The organism is Paraglaciecola sp., assembly GCF_039943935.1.
Taxonomy (GTDB): Bacteria; Pseudomonadota; Gammaproteobacteria; order Enterobacterales; family Alteromonadaceae; genus Paraglaciecola.
Window position 1 is genome coordinate 145108 of the sequence record NZ_JBDUZQ010000021.1, and the last position, 20259, is coordinate 165366.

Annotated in this window: 14 protein-coding genes and 2 pseudogenes; 5 read left to right on the forward strand and 11 right to left on the reverse strand. The window is 37.2% G+C overall.

Annotated elements, in window-relative coordinates; genetic code table 11:
- Position 1 precedes the first annotated feature (1 nt).
- The 4 genes from ABJD71_RS12700 to ABJD71_RS12715 are packed head-to-tail and all read left to right on the forward strand — an operon-like array spanning position 2 to position 3954.
- A complete protein-coding gene (locus ABJD71_RS12700; protein ID WP_348169784.1) occupies positions 2–838 on the forward strand; it encodes a sulfotransferase in 837 nt (278 codons plus the stop codon).
- Entirely contained in the window at positions 835–2037 is a 1203-nt protein-coding gene (locus tag ABJD71_RS12705) for a hypothetical protein (protein WP_348169787.1), read from the forward strand. The genes ABJD71_RS12700 and ABJD71_RS12705 overlap by 4 nt, the downstream gene beginning before the upstream one ends.
- Positions 2037–3200 carry a hypothetical protein gene (locus tag ABJD71_RS12710; protein WP_348169790.1) on the forward strand — a complete coding sequence of 388 codons (1164 nt, stop codon included), beginning with the start codon at positions 2037–2039 and terminating at the stop codon, positions 3198–3200. Before ABJD71_RS12705 ends, ABJD71_RS12710 begins: the two co-directional genes overlap by 1 nt.
- Entirely contained in the window at positions 3184–3954 is a 771-nt protein-coding gene (locus ABJD71_RS12715; RefSeq protein WP_348169793.1) for a hypothetical protein, read from the forward strand. Before ABJD71_RS12710 ends, ABJD71_RS12715 begins: the two co-directional genes overlap by 17 nt.
- A gap of 308 nt (positions 3955–4262) precedes the next feature.
- Here ABJD71_RS12715 and ABJD71_RS12720 read toward each other — a convergent pair.
- A pseudogene (locus tag ABJD71_RS12720) lies at positions 4263–5375 on the reverse strand (IS3 family transposase).
- 73 nt (positions 5376–5448) lie between these two features.
- Between ABJD71_RS12720 and ABJD71_RS12725 the strand changes: the two are divergent.
- Positions 5449–6499 (forward strand): annotated as a pseudogene (locus ABJD71_RS12725) (IS3 family transposase).
- Positions 6500–6657: 158 nt separating this feature from the next.
- Here ABJD71_RS12725 and ABJD71_RS12730 read toward each other — a convergent pair.
- The 10 genes from ABJD71_RS12730 to ABJD71_RS12775 all read right to left on the reverse strand — a co-directional run bounded on the left by ABJD71_RS12730 (position 6658) and on the right by ABJD71_RS12775 (position 20151).
- Positions 6658–8403 carry a sulfotransferase gene (locus tag ABJD71_RS12730; protein WP_348169796.1) on the reverse strand — a complete coding sequence of 582 codons (1746 nt, stop codon included), beginning with the start codon at positions 8401–8403 and terminating at the stop codon, positions 6658–6660.
- A 57-nt stretch (positions 8404–8460) separates the two neighbouring features.
- A complete protein-coding gene (locus tag ABJD71_RS12735; protein WP_348169799.1) occupies positions 8461–9303 on the reverse strand; it encodes a hypothetical protein in 843 nt (280 codons plus the stop codon).
- 32 nt (positions 9304–9335) lie between these two features.
- A complete protein-coding gene (locus ABJD71_RS12740; protein WP_348169802.1) occupies positions 9336–10535 on the reverse strand; it encodes a glycosyltransferase 61 family protein in 1200 nt (399 codons plus the stop codon).
- Positions 10528–11286, reverse strand: coding sequence for a CatB-related O-acetyltransferase (locus ABJD71_RS12745; protein WP_348169805.1), 759 nt, complete (start codon positions 11284–11286; stop codon positions 10528–10530). The genes ABJD71_RS12740 and ABJD71_RS12745 overlap by 8 nt, the downstream gene beginning before the upstream one ends.
- Complete coding sequence (locus ABJD71_RS12750) at positions 11276–11950, reverse strand: sulfotransferase family protein (RefSeq protein ID WP_348169808.1); 675 nt, start codon at positions 11948–11950, stop codon at positions 11276–11278. Before ABJD71_RS12750 ends, ABJD71_RS12745 begins: the two co-directional genes overlap by 11 nt.
- Before the next feature lie 3 nt (positions 11951–11953).
- On the reverse strand, positions 11954–14671 hold the full coding sequence (locus ABJD71_RS12755) for a glycosyltransferase (RefSeq protein WP_348169811.1): 2718 nt from the start codon (positions 14669–14671) through the stop codon (positions 11954–11956).
- A gap of 191 nt (positions 14672–14862) precedes the next feature.
- A complete protein-coding gene (locus tag ABJD71_RS12760) occupies positions 14863–15951 on the reverse strand; it encodes a hypothetical protein (RefSeq protein WP_348169813.1) in 1089 nt (362 codons plus the stop codon).
- 1 nt (position 15952) lies between these two features.
- Entirely contained in the window at positions 15953–17173 is a 1221-nt protein-coding gene (locus tag ABJD71_RS12765) for a glycosyltransferase family 2 protein (RefSeq protein WP_348169816.1), read from the reverse strand.
- A 19-nt stretch (positions 17174–17192) separates the two neighbouring features.
- Positions 17193–19109 carry a rhamnan synthesis F family protein gene (locus ABJD71_RS12770; protein ID WP_348169819.1) on the reverse strand — a complete coding sequence of 639 codons (1917 nt, stop codon included), beginning with the start codon at positions 19107–19109 and terminating at the stop codon, positions 17193–17195.
- Between the two features lies 1 nt (position 19110).
- The gene (locus ABJD71_RS12775) at positions 19111–20151 is read right to left on the reverse strand and encodes an HAD family hydrolase (RefSeq protein ID WP_348169822.1); all 1041 of its coding nucleotides are present in this window, start codon (positions 20149–20151) and stop codon (positions 19111–19113) included.
- Between the last annotated feature and the right edge of the window lie 108 nt (positions 20152–20259).

The following is a 20259-nucleotide window of genomic DNA, read 5'->3' on the forward strand; positions in this document are numbered from 1 at the left end:
TATGGCAAAACCAGATTTTTTAGTAATTGGGGCTCAAAAAGCTGGAACTACTTGGCTAGATAAGATGTTTAAGAGTCACCCGGACATCTGGACGCCACCAGTTAAAGAATTACAATTTTTTAATTCTTATTACATGTCAGAAGCTTTTAAGTGGACTCGTGCACATAGAAAAAATCACGCTCTAAAAAGCATTGAATACGCAATATCAAACAAAGAAAATATCAATTGGAACAAAGTTCGTTTATCAGTCCATATTGGAGAGCCGGTTAAGGTTGATTATAATTGGTATAATAAAGTTTTTGACTATGCCCTTCCCAATACTTGTAAAGGTGAAATGTCACCTGAATATTCATTATTAAATCAAAAACATATAAATGAAATTTCTAAATTTTATCCAAACTTAAAGATAATACTAGTTATAAGAGATCCCGTTGAAAGAGCGATATCAGGTATACAAATGAGGCTTTTACAAAATAGTTTATCAGAAGCAGACCAAGAGGTAATTGATAGGTTTGTTATTTCAGCTTCCTCAGATTGGGACGTTATAGAAAGAGGAAACTACGCTTCTATAATTGAAAAATACTCTCGCAGCTTTGATTCTAACAATCTGAAAATATACCTGTCTGATGATTTTAAAGCATCACCTCAAAGTTGTCTTGAATCTCTATCGTTATTTTTACAAGTAGACAGCAGCAAATTTAAGGCAGAAGTTAACCAAAGAGTACATGTAGGAAAACAATTTAAAATAAGCAAAGATGCAATTGGTTCAGTTGTAGAGCATCAAAAAGCCAATAGTAGTTGGTATAAAGAAAACAAAGAAAGATTTAGGGTATTATGAAGAAAAACTATTATGAAATATGGAAATCCAATTCTAATTTGGTTCCTTTATCTAGAGAATTATCTATTCAAGAATTTTCAGATAACACAGAAGAAACATTGTTCAAGCACTTGGCTTTGTTTAACAGTGATATAGCGTGGAACAACTATCTATACTCTATCATTAATCGTGGACTACTTTTTGACGCCAAATCATGGACTGGGTTTGCTGACGTATTTTATTTAAATGAAAATTACTATGCGCTGAAAGCTAAGTTCAAAGAAAAAATTTCTCAATTTGAATATAGCACTGCATATACGGAATATTACAAAGCGATAGAACTTTTTTGTGAAGGGAAAACGAATAATAGCTTAGAATTATTTTCAACGCTTGTAAACAAAGACAATTTTGATCTTTATGGTTGGGATATAGGGGCTAGAACTTGCAAACCCTACCATAATAAAGATATGGCTGAGGCTACTTTTCAGTACGATTTGGCACCTTTAAACTTCGTCTTTGACAACAGAATTGAAACTTTAAATCCAACAATACTTGTGACTTGTGACAAACGATATTATCAAGCATTTCACGAAAATATTATTAGCTCTGTCATACAAAGCGCCAACTGTCCCACGAATATCCATTTTCATATTGTTGACCCCGATTATGTAGAATATGAAAGCTACTTATTCAAAGACAGTTATGACAATGTTGGTACCTCAGTTAGCATTGAAAATACACCTATTCGTGACAAAGCTTATTTCGCCTCAGTTAGATTTATAAGAGCAAATGAAATTATTAAAATGCTAAATGATAGTATTCTCATAATGGATGCAGACGCTTACATCAATGAAAAACTTCAGCCTTTATATGATTATCTGGAAGGATATGATATCGGAGTTTTTGACACCAGAGGCCCTTGGGGAATGGTTCCATGGAGGAAGTATTGGGCGGGATGCATGTATATTAGTAACAACAAACCAGGTTATCAATTTGCAGATGTTTTAAGAAATGCTCATTTTTATTTATGGGACTATCAAAGACCAAATTGGTGGATTGATCAAAACGCAATATTTTATGCTATACACTTCATCAATCAAAACGCTGGTAAATTTAAGACTCAGCAACTTAGAGATTTCAAAGATATTACCGGCTCATATTTTCCTATAAAAACCGGTGAGAGCTACAAACGCAAAACCCTTGCGGAATTTGACAAGTAATGAAGCAGTATGACTCTCCATACATAAAAGTTATTGACAATAAATCATCCAATTCAATTGTATACTTTTCAAGCGTTGATGTTCCAGAAGGTAAATTTAATGGCACTAGTGCTGTAGAAGGAATCGATTCAAACATAATATTCGTGAATTGCAAGGGTAATACTTGGTACCTTTCTGGAATACCACATTTAGCAGAAACTGTAAAAGAACTAGCAAATTTCTTAAGAAACTTAACAGACGAATTAAGTATAGGAAAAGATAACCCATTCACTCTTTATTTTGGAGGTTCTATGGGTGGGTATGGAGCCTTGCTTTATGGCTGTCTAAATAATGCGTCAAAGGTAATAGCAACAGGCGTCGAAACAAACTTAACTAAAGCAGGAGGATATGCTGCAAATTTGTCAAGCTTTGACTTCTCTAAAATTGTTCTTCCAAATATTGTTGAAATTGCAAAAAATTCAAGCACTCATATAGTATTAGTGTTTGGTGAAGACTCTCCTAAAGACTACCAAGATCTATTTCCATTTGAAAAGCTAGTTAATGTTTCTATTATCTCTTTGCCTAACTGTGGCCATAAAGTTCCTATTCAATTAGAAAAAAGCCTAGGGATCAAAAAACTGTTATCAAGTACTTTAAAAGGGGAAGCTCTTCTTAAAACAATTAATGGAAAATTAATTCGATACCCACATATTTTAAAAATGCTTTCAGGGTTAATCAATTTCAATGCAAAATTAGTTATTAATATACTTGAGCAAAGGGAAGATATTGACTCAACAGTAAAAGCGATATTGTATGAAAATTTAGGGCGTAATATACATAGTAAAAACCCCGATAAAGCGATAGATTATTATAAGCTCGCTACACTCTTTAACCCTGCCCGTCATGCAACTTATTTGTCTTTAGCTAATGCTTATTTACAAGCAGGTAACGCATATCAATTTAAAATCAATATTGAAGCGGCAATCACCTTAACAAAAATTAACAGGACAGAATCCGTTGAATATCAATACTACTTACTAGCTGATGGTTTAAACCAATTAAAAAAAACTGAAGAATCTTTAGCTACAGTAACTAGCAAACTAAACGATGTTAACGTGAATACCCCTTTGGGGAAATTAATCGTAACATTAAAAGAGAAGATTAATAATGAAAAAAGATTATAGTGATTTCACACTAATTCTTGCGTTTCAACGTTCTGGAACGACTGCTCTAAGAAGTATATTTGAAGCATCAGATAAATATTTCAATTTTGGAGAAATTTTTGCTCCTCAACGCACACAAATGGAACTTGGAGTTTATAACTATTTCGAAAAAGTTATTCAGCAAAATTCAAAATTGGTATATCCACTTTTTGAAAACCGTGTTGCATTTTTTGACTTGTATTTTGAGGCACTAAGAAATGAGTCTAACAGACACAATAAAAAGCCTCTTATAGATGTAAAATATGACGTGCTATATAACTTACATACATTTTTTATGTCGGAGGATGTAGAACCATTCTTTATAAAATACTGCAAAATGAGAAAAGTAAAAATCGTACATCTACTAAGAGAAGATTCATTAGAAATCGCACTATCTTTAGCTATAGCCCGAAAAAACAAACAATATCATTATACTGATAGCGAATCCCCTATTGGCAACTTAACGTTAGACAAGAAAGATGTTTTCAGATTTTATCAAAACCATATAAAACAAAAGAATGATGTTCAAAGTTTTCTCGAAACCTCACCACATTTAGAAATTTCTTACGAAAAGGCTTTTAAAAAAAACTCATTAACAGATGACACAATTTCCTTACTTTCCAGCTTCATTAATATTAATTTAAAGAATATCGAAAGTAATTATGTTAAAAAAGCTAAAAGCAACAAGGAATTAGTTTCTAATTTTCATGAAATACGTAATTTCATATTCAAATAATCAGCAGCATTAACAATTTAGGACATTTATCTTAATGCTACATAAAATCAAAATAACTAATAAACTGCTATCAAAACTGAAGTCTTATGTTATCGGCTCGTTCAGTCCAGGATTAATAGCTAAATCTGAAGTACCATGCTCCCGCTAGATTAGAACTAGAGGAATATTCAAGAGTAGATAATGGTGTTTTATTTACCATTGGTGCTTTTAGTTATTGTGCATCCAGACACGTAATCCCCCCCCAGAAAGTCGGAGGAGTTTTTATGCATAAATCGAGATATACAGACAGCCAGATCCTGGTGTAGTGGTCAAGTCTTTTTGGCCACATGTTTAGAATATTTCCAGTATCTCATTTCCGATTCATTTGGTGTTAAATCACCGTTATATGAATGCGGCCTTAGCTCGCTGTAATATCCAATTATATAATCAGTAATACTGTTTATTGCTTCATTAAAACTTGTGAAGTCAGTTGTTGGTATCCATTCCGTTTTTAAACTTCTAAAAAATCTTTCGATTGGCGCATTATCCCAACAATTACCTCGTCTGCTCATACTTTGAGTTAACCGATAACGCCATATATGCAGTCTAAATTGACGGCTTGTATAATGACTCCCCTGATCGCTATGGAACATGACATTTTTAGGCCTACCACGGCTTTCAAAAGCCATTGTTAAGGCCTGACAAGTTAAATTACTAACGGGCGAATGACTCATGGCCCAGCCAATTGGTTTCCGTGCAAATAAATCTAAAACTACTGCTAAGTACGCCCATCGAGTACCTGTCCATATGTACGTCATATCGCCACACCACGCTTGATTAGGCTCAGTGACAGCGAACTGCCGTTCCAATATATTAGGGATTGCCACGTGCTCCTGAGTGGCTTTTTTGTAAGGATGTTGGGGAAGTTGGCAACTCACCAAACTTAACTTTTTCATAATATTGCCAGCCCGATAACGCGTTAATGTAAAACCATTATTCGTTGCCATGACGGCCACTGTTCTAGCACCGGCCGAGCCGTTGCTTTGTCGATACACTTCTTTCACTTGACAGTGTAGCTTAGCTCGCACGGGTGTAAGCCACTTATCTGGCCCATGCCAATATCTATAGGTGCTGCGGTGAACTCCAAATACTTCACACAGCAACTTTACTGGATAACGGCGCTCATCGCTCTGACTCAGTTCCTCGACTAGCGAGAGTTGTTCATGGAGTCCGACATCAACAGAGCGGTAGCCTTTTTTAATATCTCCTTCTCTAACTTAGCACGCGCGCGACGCTTCTTTAAATCACGAATTTCAATCTGCTCAGGCGTCATCGGTAACTGCTTTGGCTGCTTCTTCCTGGCTGTAATTTTGGTCAACAACTAAGTTCGCCGTTTCCAACCTAAACTCAGGGCTATACGTTGGTCGTTTCTTTGTCTTCATTTTTTTCACCTAATCTTGCTGTGCTACCAGCATAACATTTCTAGTTAGGTGGCCAAATTAACTATGCCACTACATGGCAATATTGAAACAGAATGAAACTGGTGTAGCTGTTGCAGACCTTTGCCGAGAACATGGCATGAGTTCGGCACAGTTTTATAAATGGCGAGCAAAGTTCGGCGGGATGGATGCGTCGATGATGAAGCGACTCAAAGAGCTGGAAGCTGAAAATAATCATCTTAAAAAAATGTATGCTGAGGAATGTCTTAAATCTCAGTTCAGGCAGGATGCACTTGAGGGAAAGTTGTAAAGCCATCCCAGCGCAAGGAGATGGCGATAAGCGCTGTGAAGCATTACAACATTAGTATTCGCGTTGCTTGTGAGAGTCTAGGAATAAGTGCAAGTTGCTATCATTATCAAGCGAAATTGAGTGGTAAAAATGCTCAGGTAGCGGACTGGTTACTGCGACTGATCAAAACTCACAAACGTTGGGGCTTTGGTTTGTGCTTTTTGTATCTGCGTAATGTAAAAGGATTGCGTTGGAACCACAAACGCATGTATCTCATATACCATGAGTTGGAGCTGAATTTACGGATCAAGCCCAAGCGAAGGATCAAGCGGGATAAACCTGACGCGCTGAGTGTGCCTGTGGTAGTCAATCAGGTCTGGTCGATGGACTTTATGTCCGACAACTTAGCGGATGGGCGATCACTGCGTACATTTAATGTCATTGACGATTACAATCGTGAAGGTCTGGCAATCGATGTGGACTTATCGATGCCAAGTACTAGAGTCATACGTTCGCAAGAACAAGTGATTGAATGGCGTGGTAAACTTGCTACTATACGCTGTGACAATGGACCTGAATATATATCGAACGAGATGATAAAGTGGGCTAATGAACATCAGATAACGATACTCTACATTCAACCGGGCAACCCCACACAAAATGCCTATGTTGAACGATTTAATCGAACTGCACGGCATGAATGGTTAGACTTACACATATTTGAAAGTGTTGAACAAGCTAGGATTTAGCCACTAACTGGCTCTGGCTTTACAACAATGAACGACCTAATATGGCTATTGGTGGTGTACCACCTAAACAACTATTGAGAGCGGCTTAAAGAATTTCTACAAATGACTTCTACTTAAAATGGGGGGATTACAATGTGTCTCCAGATGAATATGAAAATACATATTAACAGGCAAGCTAAGTGTCTACAAAACTGGCGGAAGATCAGTTAATTATTCTTTTTTGAAGTGTCTAAAAATTGAAAAGTCTTTAACCGACAAAATCAAAATCTACTTTTTGCCACGAATTAACAAGTTGATATTGCTCGTCAAGTTTTTCTAAATTTATTGGAAAATGCTCACTATTATGGCTCGAAACATGAATTCGCCTATTGAATATCGGTATGTCATTTATTAAATTTACATCTAAAAATCTTTTTAATTCATTAAAAAAGTCACAAGGGGCTTTATTTAATGAATCATAATCACTTATAAACAACTGCTCTCTATCGAAGACAGTTAACCAATTTCTCACTAGCTTATCGTACTCGGAAGAGCGAAATAAAACACTTTCATTTTGGGCGAGAGAAACTAACAACGAATCACTGATATTTGGGCAGCGGCCCTTAATCATTTTTAAGTGTGATTTAATCCTTTCTAATGGGTGTCTTAAGATAAAAATGATTTTTACGTTAGGATTCAAAGCTTTAATCGCGCGTACACCCTCTACAGGCAGCATCATATACTCAGGTGTTATCTCGCCACTAAGCTTTCCGTTAGGACACTTTTTGAAGATATCTGAATACCAATCTAGATCCACTTTTTTCTTACAAAGATGAAAAAGAAAGTCTAACCACTTTTCGTCAACTTTTGGATTCTTAGTAGCTTGATGTAAACGCTTTAATGCCGCTTCACGTCTCCAAACACCGGAATAGGCACTATCGCTTTTAAACGTTAATTGATTAAAAAAATTTAATTCTTTAAGCGGTGGCATCCATATGCCTTTTTGTTGTTTCAACACTTCATATAACCAAGTAGTCCCTGATTTTTGGGCCCCTACGCAAAGAAAATCTGGAGAGTTATGACTAGGACGAATTGAAGCTTTAAAAGCTTTTAAATCAAAAGACTGATGCTTAATAGGAGCCAGTGCATCTAATAGAACTGCATCACCTTCTTGTTCTGCATAGGCTTCTAAGTCCTCAATAGTATCAATGACTTTGCTTTCGGTTTCTGTATAGGAATATTCTTTTCCATAACTTTGAGGCTCAACTTCGTCTTTATCGTTGAAAGCACTGAGGTAGCTAATATCCTGTTTTAACGAAAAGTTACGAGAAGTTTTTTCTCGATGAACCGCCAATAGATATTGCTCAGGATGAATGATACTTAAAGGGAGGTTGATTGGAGTGCCTGTAGGCAAACAGCTCAACTTATCAGTTTTGATAAAAACAATCAGGTTCTGCCTATACCACCAACAAACCTTTTTATTATTCCAAAGCGTAGGCCTCAATAAATCGACGGCAACATATCCATTACTTTTAAATTTGTCTTCCCAATACTCCAGCCAGTTTTCATTAACATGCCCATGTCCACCTTGATAAGGTATAGCAGCTGAAAAAAGAATAAGGTCTGACATGGATGTTATTTTTGTCACAAAATCATCAGCAGCGTCTTCAGGAAGGTGCTCTGCAACCTCTAACGTAATAGCCAAATCACATTTTACTAATGGCAACGCTATACTTGAGGGTTTAGATAAATCGTTAGCAATAAACTCGTGCTTACTTATCATAAGCTTGTCACGAGACACATAGTCACCATCTGTACCTAAAACAGTCTCAAAGCTCACTTGTTTTGCGGCAGCAAGCCAGCTCCCTACCCCGCAACCAAAATCGACCACTGAACTTAACTCTATATTCTCTGCTAACAACTCACGAAGCTTTGTAAGAACAATAAGTGCACTTTCAAAGCTTTCTTGGCATTGCTTATCGTAGAAGTTGTCATTATAAAGTGAGCCACTCATTATAGATTCCTTAAACTAAAAATTGTGCAAATGGAGTTTTACTTCGACTACATTCAATTAAAAATATAGTTTTTCTTTTATTGCATGCTCAAAGAATGGAAGTTGAGATTTTAAATATTGAACTTCTAAGTCAGAAAATGTGCCTGAAAACTCTTGAATAAAGGACTCTAACTTAACCTTAAGTAACGACAGAGAATCTAGTGCATCTGTACTGTATGAAGATATGCTTATACCTGAATTATTTTTAAGCAAAATGTCGACCTTCTCAATATCAAAATAATCTTTAGCTCTAGCTTCATTTTCTGTAAACGTTCGTTTGACTTCACTTATTTTTTTTCGGTTGAAAACTTGGGATTCAAATCTGTTTCTTGCTAATTCAGGATCTACATCTAATAATTTAAAAACTTCTGTAAAATGCTCTTTATCAATTCGAAGTAATCTTTCATAAGAAAAAATATATGTACTATCTGTATTTTTTAATTTAGCAAGAGAAATTAACAATATTACTTGCTCAATAATGCCAATGATCCCTGTCCGCCCCTGCGGCCAGTTTTCTTTAGCTCTAACTCTCTCATTCCATGAGTGAGCAAAAGAAAAACCTTCTCTATAAATACCAATATTCGGGATACAATTGGAGCTAACATCGTCTAAATACCCATAATACCTAGGAAACTTATTTCCAAAACATTTATGCTTAGAAGTAATAATAGCAGCATGCTTAATTGCTCTTTTCTGCCCAACCACATCAGGTTCTAATAGCGACTCAGGGAGAGGTAAGTCAGCAATTGACTTATCAGGAAGAAATGCCTCAATAGCACAAAAAACCTCAGGATGAGAATTCAGTAATTGAGCTAAAGCTGTAGTGCCAGACCGAGCAAGCCCAAAAGCGGTAAATTTCATTTAAACTCTCTATTTATTAAAATTTGGCTAACCTACAATTCTGCTAAAAGCTCGCAAAATTTGCTTAGACCAAACGGTGTAATGGATATATCTCTGTACCTAGGACGGCTCTCAGACTCAACTTCATCAACGTCTGTAATTGCAACATAATTAGCACCCACAGTAGTAGAAACAGCCCAAAAAGCAGGGTTTCCATAACATTTGGGAAATACTTCAAAAATATAAGCACCGGATTTACAATGAACTGTATTAGCCATCGCAGCCCCGTGAGCACCAACAATAACATCAGCGTTTGCAAAACACTTAAATTGTTCCTTAACAGAAATAAAAGCACAATCAATAAGCTCAACAACAAAGCCTAGCTTAACAAGTATATTCTCTAACTCATGGCTATTAACTATTACTCTAGAATCATTCCGCTTAATAACTAAAGCTCGCTTTTGAGAGCCTTGAATACCAGTTATTTCAACATTGGGATTTCGTATAAAATCAATCGAACTACGATGGCATTTATACGAGGGGTGTGGTACCGGTCTACTGTTGTTGCCATCGAGTATAAGGTTTGAAAACGATTTACATTGATTAGGCTCTAAAGGTTCAACCTCAGTTAAAGCAACACCATATAATTGAAGAAGATCTTTTTGCCAAATTTTTACTGGGTTATGACAGATGACCTTCCCAGCTCGGTTAATTAATCTAGGTACCGTATCAAGTAACCAATGAGCATAATTGCGCTCATAAAACCAGTCAGCAATAAAAGTAGCACTCTCTGGTAAATGTGAACACTCCGAAAGTACACCAGTGAGATTAGGATGTAGTTGTAGCAAAGGATAATATTGACTTGATAGCTCTTTCAATACGTTATTGTTTTCGTCAAAAAAAACGAACCCTATATTAAACAAGGCAAATACTTTAGCATTTGTTATTGTGTAACGCTTAATATCAACAGATTTAGAATGCCTATTAACATTAGGAATAAAGTTTGGAAGCGTACCTATAGAATGAGGAGGTCGTATATCTCTTATTGAAGCTTCTTTTATCCCCGTAACAAAACTACTACTTGAGATTGAATCTAACTTTATTGCATCATCAAAAAATAAGACTACACTTTCTGACCAACTTTTCTGTTGCGAATAAGATTTAGGTAAATCAATATTAGTTAGAGTAGTCAGCTTATTTAACTCGGCAGCTCCTTGCTTTGAGTTCCAATTAATTTCGTGTGTACTATTCATTTAAAAATGAGTCTTTTATCAAATCGTGCAGACAAAACTTTTCGTATGTATAATTAACTTCAGAGATAATATCCTCCTTAACTTCCTTAAACTTTTCAACATTTGACAAATCATATTGACTTAAGAACTTCGGAGACTTATCCCACCAATTGCAGCTCATCAAATCAGTAATAGATTCCTCATCAAACCTATATTTAACAATTTTTGCTGGATTTCCTGCAACAATAGCATAAGGGGGAACATCTTTGGTTACTAGAGAGTTGGCGGCAACAATAGCACCATGACCAACCTTTAAATTTCTCTTGAAGGTAACATTATCGGCAATCCAAACGTCATTACCAATACAAATTCCAGATTCATTTGGAACCTTATAATTTTGAATAGGCGTACAACCAAAGTCTTCTAAAATAATATTTTTTATATTGTTTCCATAAGTCCAAGTGGATGATGTGACACGATCCGTAGGATGACTTTGCCCCATAATCCTAACACCGGTTCCTATTGAACAAAAACGTCCGATAGATGAAGCCTCTAAATTACTTCCAGGTACGAGATATGAAAAAGCTCCAATGCTTACTTGACCACTCCAAGATAGACTAGACTCGGGTATTCTTGAGTAAGCCTCAACTTCTACTTTGTTAACAACATTAATTACCTTGCCTAACGCATCCCCGTAATGAAAATGAGGGCGAAAATAAAACCGTTTACTCGCCAAGTAGTCCAATAACCTTTCAGTAATTTTAACCTTCATTTAACTTCTCATACCCAAATAACTCGAAGTCTAATTGATAAAACTCGTTAATCATCTTTTTTGACTTTATTGAAATGCTGTCATAACTCTTTCCACCGGCACTAGAATTTAGCTTTTTCATCTCACTTGAAGTTTTTTTAGGAAGATTTCCATAATCAACTATTTGGCGAATATCTTCATCCAAACTTTCTAACTTACCAACAAAATCAACCAGCAATCCTTTTTTATCACATAACCAATGTGATTGACCGTAAAATATATTATCTGGCCCAGGTCTATTTTTCCAAATTTCTGACTGAACAAAATCATCGAAAGACTGAAAGCTTCCTAACCTCTCTTTCAAATCTACAGGAGTTCCAGACCACTCTCTTAAAAAATTAAAAGTGGATAGTAGCCTGTCTGCTGGATGCCTAACAATTGAAAACTTAAAAAATTTTGACCAGTCTTTTTGTCCCATAATTGCACGAAGTTCTTTAGCTGGTATATGTTTATACAACCCAAATCGATTTCGATACAAAGGCTGTATTTTCTCTCCAAAAGCGGTACCACCAATCTCCAAGTCACAATAATTTGTATATTTTGAAAACTCGTTGGTAACGGATGTTCCTGCAGCCTTAGGTACATGGATAAAAATAAAATTAAACGTATTGTTTATAATTGACATGTATTAATCCATAATCACTGATGTATATATTCCTACTGATTCAAAAATTTTCTTAAACTGCTTAATTCCATGCTCAAAGGAAAAATTTTCTTCTGCTAGCATCAAACTATTTTCAGCAAAGCGCTGCCATAATTTGGAGTCATCATAAAGTCTCATAATGGCTGAGACCCATTCTTGCGGGTCATTGGCAATGAGGGTATTTATACCGTTGCTTAATCCTGTGCCTTCAGCAGCAACGTCAGTTAATATTGTGGGTGAGGAATAAGCCATAGCATCCAGTACCTTACCTTTGATACCTGCGCCAGATAAGAGCGGTGCAACAAATATACGATGGTCGTGATATACCCCATCTAAGGTTTCTGCGAATCCTTTTATCAATACATTTTCAGCTTCGTATTCGTCAAAAGTTTCCGGTATTTTACTTCCGTATACATAAAACTTAATATCAGGACGTTGAGCTAACAATAGTGGCATCACTTGCTTAACCATAAACTCTACAGCTTCTACATTGGGTTTATGGTTATAGCCACCTAAAAATGCAATGCCTTCTCGGGCTTTAAAACTAGGGCCACTATCTTTAACGTCTAATACCCATGGAGTTAAATGTAATTTATCTGATAATAGAGTATGACTAGTAATTACAGCTTGTTCTGTAGTGTTATAAGTTAACACTGCATCAACTTCTTCACATACTTTCAATTCAGCCTCTCGAGTTAAAAGAGCATTATCAATTAACTCTTTATCTTTAGCTGCAATAGCGGCTCGCATTTCTCTCAGAAAATGCAAATCTGCATTATTGAATATTATTGGTTTTTGTTTGGCTTGAATTGCTTCGATATATTTTCTGGCAACGTCATATCGCGTGATATATACAGCATCCATTTCATCCAACCGGGTATCTAAAATATGTTGAAGAGAGTAATAAAAAGGAGCAAGTAGTACTTCAACTCCTAAGTTTTGAAGAATTTTTGTATATTTACCCATTGGAGCGAGGTTTTCGGGCACAAAAGTAACTTTGAAGCCAAGTGCCACCATTAACTTAACCTCTTGAACAGCCGCATAGCTACCCGCATCCATGCCCATCATAGGTGTAGCATAATCTATGACAAGAATACGTTGCTCTGCTTTACGGTCTTTTTCAATCGATAATTCTTTTAAGTCGGGTTTAGGATAGTGTTTAAATACACTAAACCACTTACGCCTAAATGTTGCTTCATTGACTGTCTGGTATTGTTTAAGTCCTTTAGTAACATCAGTACCGTTAGACCGCCCCTCTAGATGTGTCACTTCAGAATGAGGCACATATAGAACTTTGTAACCCGCAGCCGCCACTTTAAAGGCCAAGTCAGCGTCTTCGTAATAACAAGGGATAAATTCCTCACTAAATTTCCCGACTTCTATCCAAACATCTTTTCGAATGCACATAGCGGCGCCAGTAACATAATCGACCTGGCGAACATAATTCCATTCTGGGGCGTAAGGAGATTGATTACGACCAACATTCCACGGCTCACCATTGCCCCAAACTATGCCGCCAGCTTCTTGTAAAGTACCATCGCTGTTCAGTAATTTCGATCCAGTTAAGCCTACAATTGAGTCCATGTCATGTTGATGAATTAATTCATCTAACCAATAACTAGTGACTTCAGTATCATTATTAAGAAATACTATATATTCGCCTTTAGCTTTGGCGGATGCAGCATTGCAATTAAGCAAAAAACGTAAATTTTCTTTATTACGAGAAACCACCAAATTATCAATGTATTTTTCAGCATCAACAGTCTCATCTACAGAACAATCATCTGCCAAGATAACTTCATAGGTCACACGATTATAAGCTAATGCGATTGAGGCGATGCAATGGAATGTCATAGCGAACTTGTTATAAGCAGGCACAATGATAGAGACTAAGGGCTTTTTGTAATTTGGCAAACTAAATTTAGGGAAGCTTTTGCGTTTTTCACTCCCCTCTATTAATACGTTATGTACAGTAATAATATCTTGTACATCCATAGCTGATTGTTCAACATTTGCTAATTGCAAAGTCAAAGACTCATAGCGGCTATCAGCAATTAAGGGTTTAGATATAAGACCAGGCTGATTGAAGCTATGTGATAAAAGCGCCATTGGAGTTAATATTGGATCACCTTTTACCACCCCATATCCGATAAGGAAAGGCTCGCCAGGGCAGCGACATTCAACCAAGTGTTGTTTATTATCTAAATATTTAGCTGGCAACCAAATGTGTCCATAAAAAACATCACTAATTGACTCTACTTTAACAACACCTATTGTTTCATCTCCAATAGTAAAAGTAAGCGTTTTTTCCCACTCAGTTTGCGTACTCTTGGCCACAAACTCCAAACGATTGTTAATAAGTGAAGTTACCGACACATGTACGGTATTCTCTGGAGTTAAAATCTCGATTTCAGGTACATTGAGTGCGGAGTTAGTCTGCTTGTCACGCAGCTCTATAGTTGCAGAATCTAACAGTAAATCATGATTTAACTGAATAACAAACCCATGATTGCCTTCGTTAATATCATTGTCTTTTAAGTCAGCCCGAAATAAATCGGCGACACTGCTGCCTAAAAAGGCACCTTGCTCATTATATGCCGCCATCTCTAAAGGTGAATTATCACCAATAACTGCAGCCCATCCCGTTAAATAACCACCTTCGACGTGATCAACAAACCCTGAGATAACTCTACTTTCTGTCATTCCCTATTATCCTAATTCGTAACAACTGTTTGTTGTTTAACACCTACTCAGCTTTTAAAACAACCCCTTATATGTGCATTCTAGGTTAACATAGTTAAATCAAAAAAGTGTTTGCTGGGTTAGATTTTTTGTGTGCTGAACACAGCTAGAATCCCCAAAGGCAAAAATTAAATGAAGATTAAACGGTAGTTTTACAACTTCACTAATTGTTTTAACTTAGCTAGCCAACCGCGGTCTTCTTTTTTACTTTGTATTTCATCGTGCAAACATTTCACTGTAGCTTGAACATGTTGGTCTTGAGCCGTTAACAATTTACCCATTAGTGTTGTCGCAATTTCACAAAATAGGCGTGAATTTTGATTGGCAATAAAACTCAATACTTGCTTAGCGGCTCCTTTGCCAAGTGCTTGATGGCGGTACGGCTTTCGCGTCATATTATTAAGTGAGCTAGTTAGCTTATCTTTATTGATTATGGGCACTAACTGAGCAATACAGGCTATCTCTGCTAAGGATTGCTTTTTGTAATCGTCAAAAGTACTTTGCGGTAATAAACTAAAGTTATGCTCGCCGCCCTCGTATTGTTGTAATAGCGGGTCTAGTTCGCTATCCAATTGCGTTCCAAAATAACGGTTTAAATATCGCTTTAGCTCCAGCGCGTCGAAGCAGTAACTGCGATTAACATATTTACTGTTGGTTTGAATTAAAGTTGTATCAACATTTAGAACTTGGGCAAAATCTTCCACTAGGCTCTTGCCCAGAACCGAGTGCCCTCCAAAACCGCGAACAATAAAGTTATTCGCTCCATATTTGCCAAGATACCGTGTAAGCATCGTATGAAATGGATTTTCGATGTTAGCGCGGATTGCGATTGGTGCGTCGTTGCCATTTCTCTTAACACTTTGGTTATATATTGACTCTACAAAGGCAATTGCTGGCCTTAGGTACACTACAAACTCGTAGTTATAGTTATATTGCTTAAACGTTGGAATTTGCTTAAAAAAATATTCAGAACTCAATAACAATGTATGAGCGTCGCTTTGTTCAAACTTGGCCATTAGGATCAAAAACTTATCTTCGCAAAAGGTCACCTTCTTTTTCTCGTCAACCTCTAGCACTTCAGAAAAATTTCCCGAACTGATTTGGTTGCGGTCTAAATCATGACTTGGATAGTAAATTCCATGCGCCGCTAAACTACTAACATTGTTATTCAGCCATAATTGAATAACCGAAGTGCCCGTTTTAGGAGGCCCAGCATGAATAATAATTTTCTTGCTAGGCATATTATTGACTCAATATTTCTCGGTATTTACGATTTACATTGAGAGGGTAAACTTGGCTATTGTGATTTGACTGCACCGCAATTTCAAAGGTAGTTGCGTTACCAAAAGACGCCGGCAATACTCCTTGAGCTTCAATACCAATGAGCGTATTGCCTAAGTTAAGCATGTCGGCAACATCCTTGCGGGCAACGCGCTTAACAACGGTGAACTCAATGGGCTTTTCCTTGTCGATTAACAACAATAACCGCTCCACTGAAACACTGCGCTGAAACACAGCCCAGCCTTTTACTGTGAGCGCTTTAGTGCTTTTGGTGTATTCAATGTTATCGATACTACCTTGCAGATATTCGGTAATATTACTAAATCCATCCAGCTCATTGACGAGCTCGTTGTGGTTACGCGATTCTTGCAAGCTTTCTTCATAAGGCCATGACAAACCTAACTCATTAAACTTATATCGCAACGCCACCGAATGTATATGAACTTGCTTAAGTTGATTATTAACATAACTGGTTTCACTTTGATTAAAAAAGCGCACCAAATGCAACCCTGGGCCTTGGTAGTTATTCAAGGTTTTTGGTTCAAAGTCTTTCACTCTATTCACCAGTTTTTCACGTGCGTGTTCTTTGCCAATAGAAAAGGGCTTATTGTGAAAATGGAATTGAATGAGCCGAGTGCGTTGTTCTTTGTCTGAGTTTTTAACCTTACCCCAGTGAAACCCTACATCTAGGCTTGCAATTGTATTTTTGTAAAATAAGCACTTGCGATAAGGTTGTTTGTTAAACAATACGTCGCTTACCGAACTGTTGTAATATTGGCTATCGAATAGCAGTAGATCCTGTTGGTCTATGTATTGAGTTAACAGCGCATCAAGGCCTGTTTTGTCGCACGAGACATTTCCCTCGTCATCCAAAAAGCCAATAAACTCGTCACAGTCTAAAGGGATATAAAAGTCGTAATCTGACCGCTCACTCTGTAGCTGACTAATTTTATTTAAAAACAAACTCCCTTTGTTTTCAAAATCTATTTTTTGGTTGTGCTCGAGATCCACATTAACACCTAGTGGCTGGTAGTCTTGTAGAGTTTCACGAATGGCTTTGTCTTCGCTACCGTTGTCATACACATACAGATTGTCAAAGCCAAATAAATAGCCGTGATATCTGAGCCACTTATCGAGCAACTCAGATTCATTTTTCTGCATCATTAAAATTGCCACTTTCATTTACAGCAAATCTCCATTTTTATTCGCCAAAATATGGGTAACGTCCAAAATTACTAATCAATTTACCCCACTTGATAATGGCGGTTTCATCATCAAAAGCCGGTATTTCAAAACCGGCAATACGCCATTTATCTATAGGGTTGAGGATATGCATATTTTGCAAGCCAAAATCACCGCATATTTGTGCGTCAGAGCGCACATTGTCGCCTATATGTATAAAACTTTGACCACTTTCATCAACTAATTTTTTTATGTGGACCCACATTGTCCCAGCATCCTTGCGCTTTTTAATATCTGCGCTGACAAAGAGTTTATACGGTATAGAAATACCTATTTTTCGTAACATCTTTGTAATCTGCGCTTTGCTGTAATAAATATCTGTTACAAACCAAATTTCTCTGCCCATAGCATCTAGTTCATGCACAATTTTAACCATTTCATCTTTCGGCAACGTCATTGCTAGGTCGTAGTAAAACTCTTTTTCAGCCCATTGTTTCGTAAGTGTTGCGGATAAACCTTTGTTATTAGCTATCTGTTGATAAGTATCATAAATACTGATATCACCTTCAAAATTCACTATTTTTCGACAAACTAATTCAGCTTCGTTGCGTTGCTCAATAAAGTCCTGCGGTGTCTCAAAATAACCGTGACTTACCAGCTCTTTACCAAGTTTCAATTTTGCATAGTCGGGCTCGTTAAACTCGCGCCTGAGTACTGTATCGAAAATATCGAAAGACACTATATCAAAATTGCTTATCTCGCTAAGCAACTGCTCTGGTGGTTTATTATAGCTCGACGATATCTGGGTTTTATCTGTAGTAAACCGCCCCAATGGTGGGTAATAGAAAAATTGTTTAAAACCTTGTTTTTCAGACAACAAACCAATTACGCGTTCCAAGGCGTGTAACCAGCTGCCATCATTGGGCAACGGCTCTGCGGGAAAATCGTCATAGCTAAAACTTTGGTTAAGTAATGGCTCAAGCGCTTTAGGCCGAGCCCAGAACATCCCTCCAACCGGATAATTAACAAAATTATCGCTAATATCTATCCCCCAGTCATCAATAAACCTGTTCGCAAAAGGTTTATTACACGTCCAATGGTTGACCCACGATGGCATCATCCAAAATGACGAAGGGTAATAGATGCCTAGGTCTTGATGCTCGTCAAACAACCGCAATACTGATTTCACTGCGTGTTTATCTTTCAATAAAAAATTATGTAGATAATCAAACCACTGCGTTTGCTCTCGGCCACTATACAAAGATTTTTTAGAGTGCATATGGCACATTAAGTCGTAATTAAGCAGCTCTTTACTAAAGTTAACTAAGAAAGGACCAAAATTTCTACCGCGGTTTTCGCACAAGGCGGTTTTTAATCGGTTAACGTTGCTTAGTTTGCTAAAGGTGTTTGTCGCATCGCGCTCAATTTGTGGCGTAGCCGCTGTTACAAATACATCTACAGATGTAGGGAATTGGCGTAGAGTCTCGGCGAACTTAGCCACAAAATCTACATAAAATATATGTAACACTATCGCAATTTTTTGGTCTTTCCAGTTCGCTGAATCTCGAGGGACTAGTTCTGTAGCGGGTAACCAACGGTTAATCACACCGGAGCTTATGCGACCTTCGTGCCGGCCGTGATACATATAGTGAATAAGCGGGCTAATCCCATTGAGGTAAATATCAACATTGCACCGCAAATACAGTTCGGTATCAAAATTGGCAGAAGGGTTAACGTTTGATGATTTTGACTTTTCGAGGTAATCCTCAAACGCAGCCAATTCGTGAGGGAAAGTGCCATAGTGCGCTTGATACCACTCGATATCAAAAAGCCCAAGACGCTTAGCCTCTTCAAAGGCTTTCGCAACTTTTGGCTTGGTGGCCATTTCAAAGGATTGTTGCGTCCTTCTGACCGCATTTCTGATATTATTTTTCATATTACAGCCCAAAAAAATCTAGTGGGTTTAGGTTACCTTCCCCTGAAATGGCGTCGTCTAACACAAACAAGGGCCATGAAGCACGAGGCAATAAATTGCGTTTGGTAACATAAGATTCAAGTAAAACTTCCACTTCACTAGGCGTAAAACTAAAGTTGTTGTTGGCCGCCGATTGCACGCATTCTAACGCGCCCTTGTGAAGGGTATTTAAGTCAACAAAACACTCTTGGGTATGGGTGCGCTTGCCGTAACAAAAATGAAACTCTTTGGTATTCACATCTTCAAGAATATCAACAAATTGTCCATTAGGTGCTGTCAGTAAAGCCTCTAAAAACATCGAGCGGTCTAGCATAGTATAGCCCTCGCCCATTTTTACGCCTGACTTAAACACATAGTCGATAGTAGCGGTGTATTCTTCGATAGTGAGTTTACCCACTTTAGTAGCGATCATATATATACCACTGACATCCCTGCCAACGAGCAAGCACAGTAGTTTTTGAATCGTCCCAGAATAGCCCACATCAGTCACTACTGGTGTGGTTTGTGGATCTGTGAATCCTACTGACTCGAGATAGCGTAGATAGATCTCTCTTAATGGCTGAGTGATAGCAGCGATTAGCGATTGTTGCTCTATCAGTATCTCGCATACTCGCGAAAAGTCTTCAGGTAGGGATATATCTTCGTCGCGAATTTCGGCAGGTAAAATACGTTCTATTTCATCGCGTGAAAAAGAAAAACGAGCATGAAAAAATGCCGCTAACTTACCAACATATTTGTGCTTTACACTAAATTCCCACGAGGTATTAATATCAGCAAGAATTCTAAACAAAAACGTCCTTGAAACAGTTAAGTATTCCGAATCAATATTGTTTTGGTTTTTCATTGCAAAGGCTTGCTTTAACACATGCCCTTCACGCGCGAGATGAAATACTTTAACAGATTCTAATATTGAGGCTTTGTTGTGTACTTCATCAATATAAGCAGTGAGGACTGGTCCGAGAAAGTTATAACCAAATTCTTCTAATGATGTATTTTTTAACATTAATCTTTTCTTTTATTTTTTAATCTATAAATTCTGGGATTCACATTGCGATAGCGCGTTGCCACAATCGTGAATAGATAAAACACCCGCTTTACGCATTTGTACTAT

Excerpts from the sequence above, each read along its gene's own strand:
- ABJD71_RS12700 (WP_348169784.1), top strand. The coding sequence starts at position 2 with ATGGCAAAACCAGATTTTTTAGTAATTGGGGCTCAAAAAGCTGGAACT.
- ABJD71_RS12705 (WP_348169787.1), top strand. The coding sequence starts at position 835 with ATGAAGAAAAACTATTATGAAATATGGAAATCCAATTCTAATTTGGTT.
- ABJD71_RS12710 (WP_348169790.1), top strand. The coding sequence starts at position 2,037 with ATGAAGCAGTATGACTCTCCATACATAAAAGTTATTGACAATAAATCA.
- ABJD71_RS12715 (WP_348169793.1), top strand. The coding sequence starts at position 3,184 with ATGAAAAAAGATTATAGTGATTTCACACTAATTCTTGCGTTTCAACGT.
- ABJD71_RS12730 (WP_348169796.1), bottom strand. The coding sequence starts at position 8,403 with ATGAGTGGCTCACTTTATAATGACAACTTCTACGATAAGCAATGCCAA.
- ABJD71_RS12735 (WP_348169799.1), bottom strand. The coding sequence starts at position 9,303 with ATGAAATTTACCGCTTTTGGGCTTGCTCGGTCTGGCACTACAGCTTTA.
- ABJD71_RS12740 (WP_348169802.1), bottom strand. The coding sequence starts at position 10,535 with ATGAATAGTACACACGAAATTAATTGGAACTCAAAGCAAGGAGCTGCC.
- ABJD71_RS12745 (WP_348169805.1), bottom strand. The coding sequence starts at position 11,286 with ATGAAGGTTAAAATTACTGAAAGGTTATTGGACTACTTGGCGAGTAAA.
- ABJD71_RS12750 (WP_348169808.1), bottom strand. The coding sequence starts at position 11,950 with ATGTCAATTATAAACAATACGTTTAATTTTATTTTTATCCATGTACCT.
- ABJD71_RS12755 (WP_348169811.1), bottom strand. The coding sequence starts at position 14,671 with ATGACAGAAAGTAGAGTTATCTCAGGGTTTGTTGATCACGTCGAAGGT.
- ABJD71_RS12760 (WP_348169813.1), bottom strand. The coding sequence starts at position 15,951 with ATGCCTAGCAAGAAAATTATTATTCATGCTGGGCCTCCTAAAACGGGC.
- ABJD71_RS12765 (WP_348169816.1), bottom strand. The coding sequence starts at position 17,173 with ATGAAAGTGGCAATTTTAATGATGCAGAAAAATGAATCTGAGTTGCTC.
- ABJD71_RS12770 (WP_348169819.1), bottom strand. The coding sequence starts at position 19,109 with ATGAAAAATAATATCAGAAATGCGGTCAGAAGGACGCAACAATCCTTT.
- ABJD71_RS12775 (WP_348169822.1), bottom strand. The coding sequence starts at position 20,151 with ATGTTAAAAAATACATCATTAGAAGAATTTGGTTATAACTTTCTCGGA.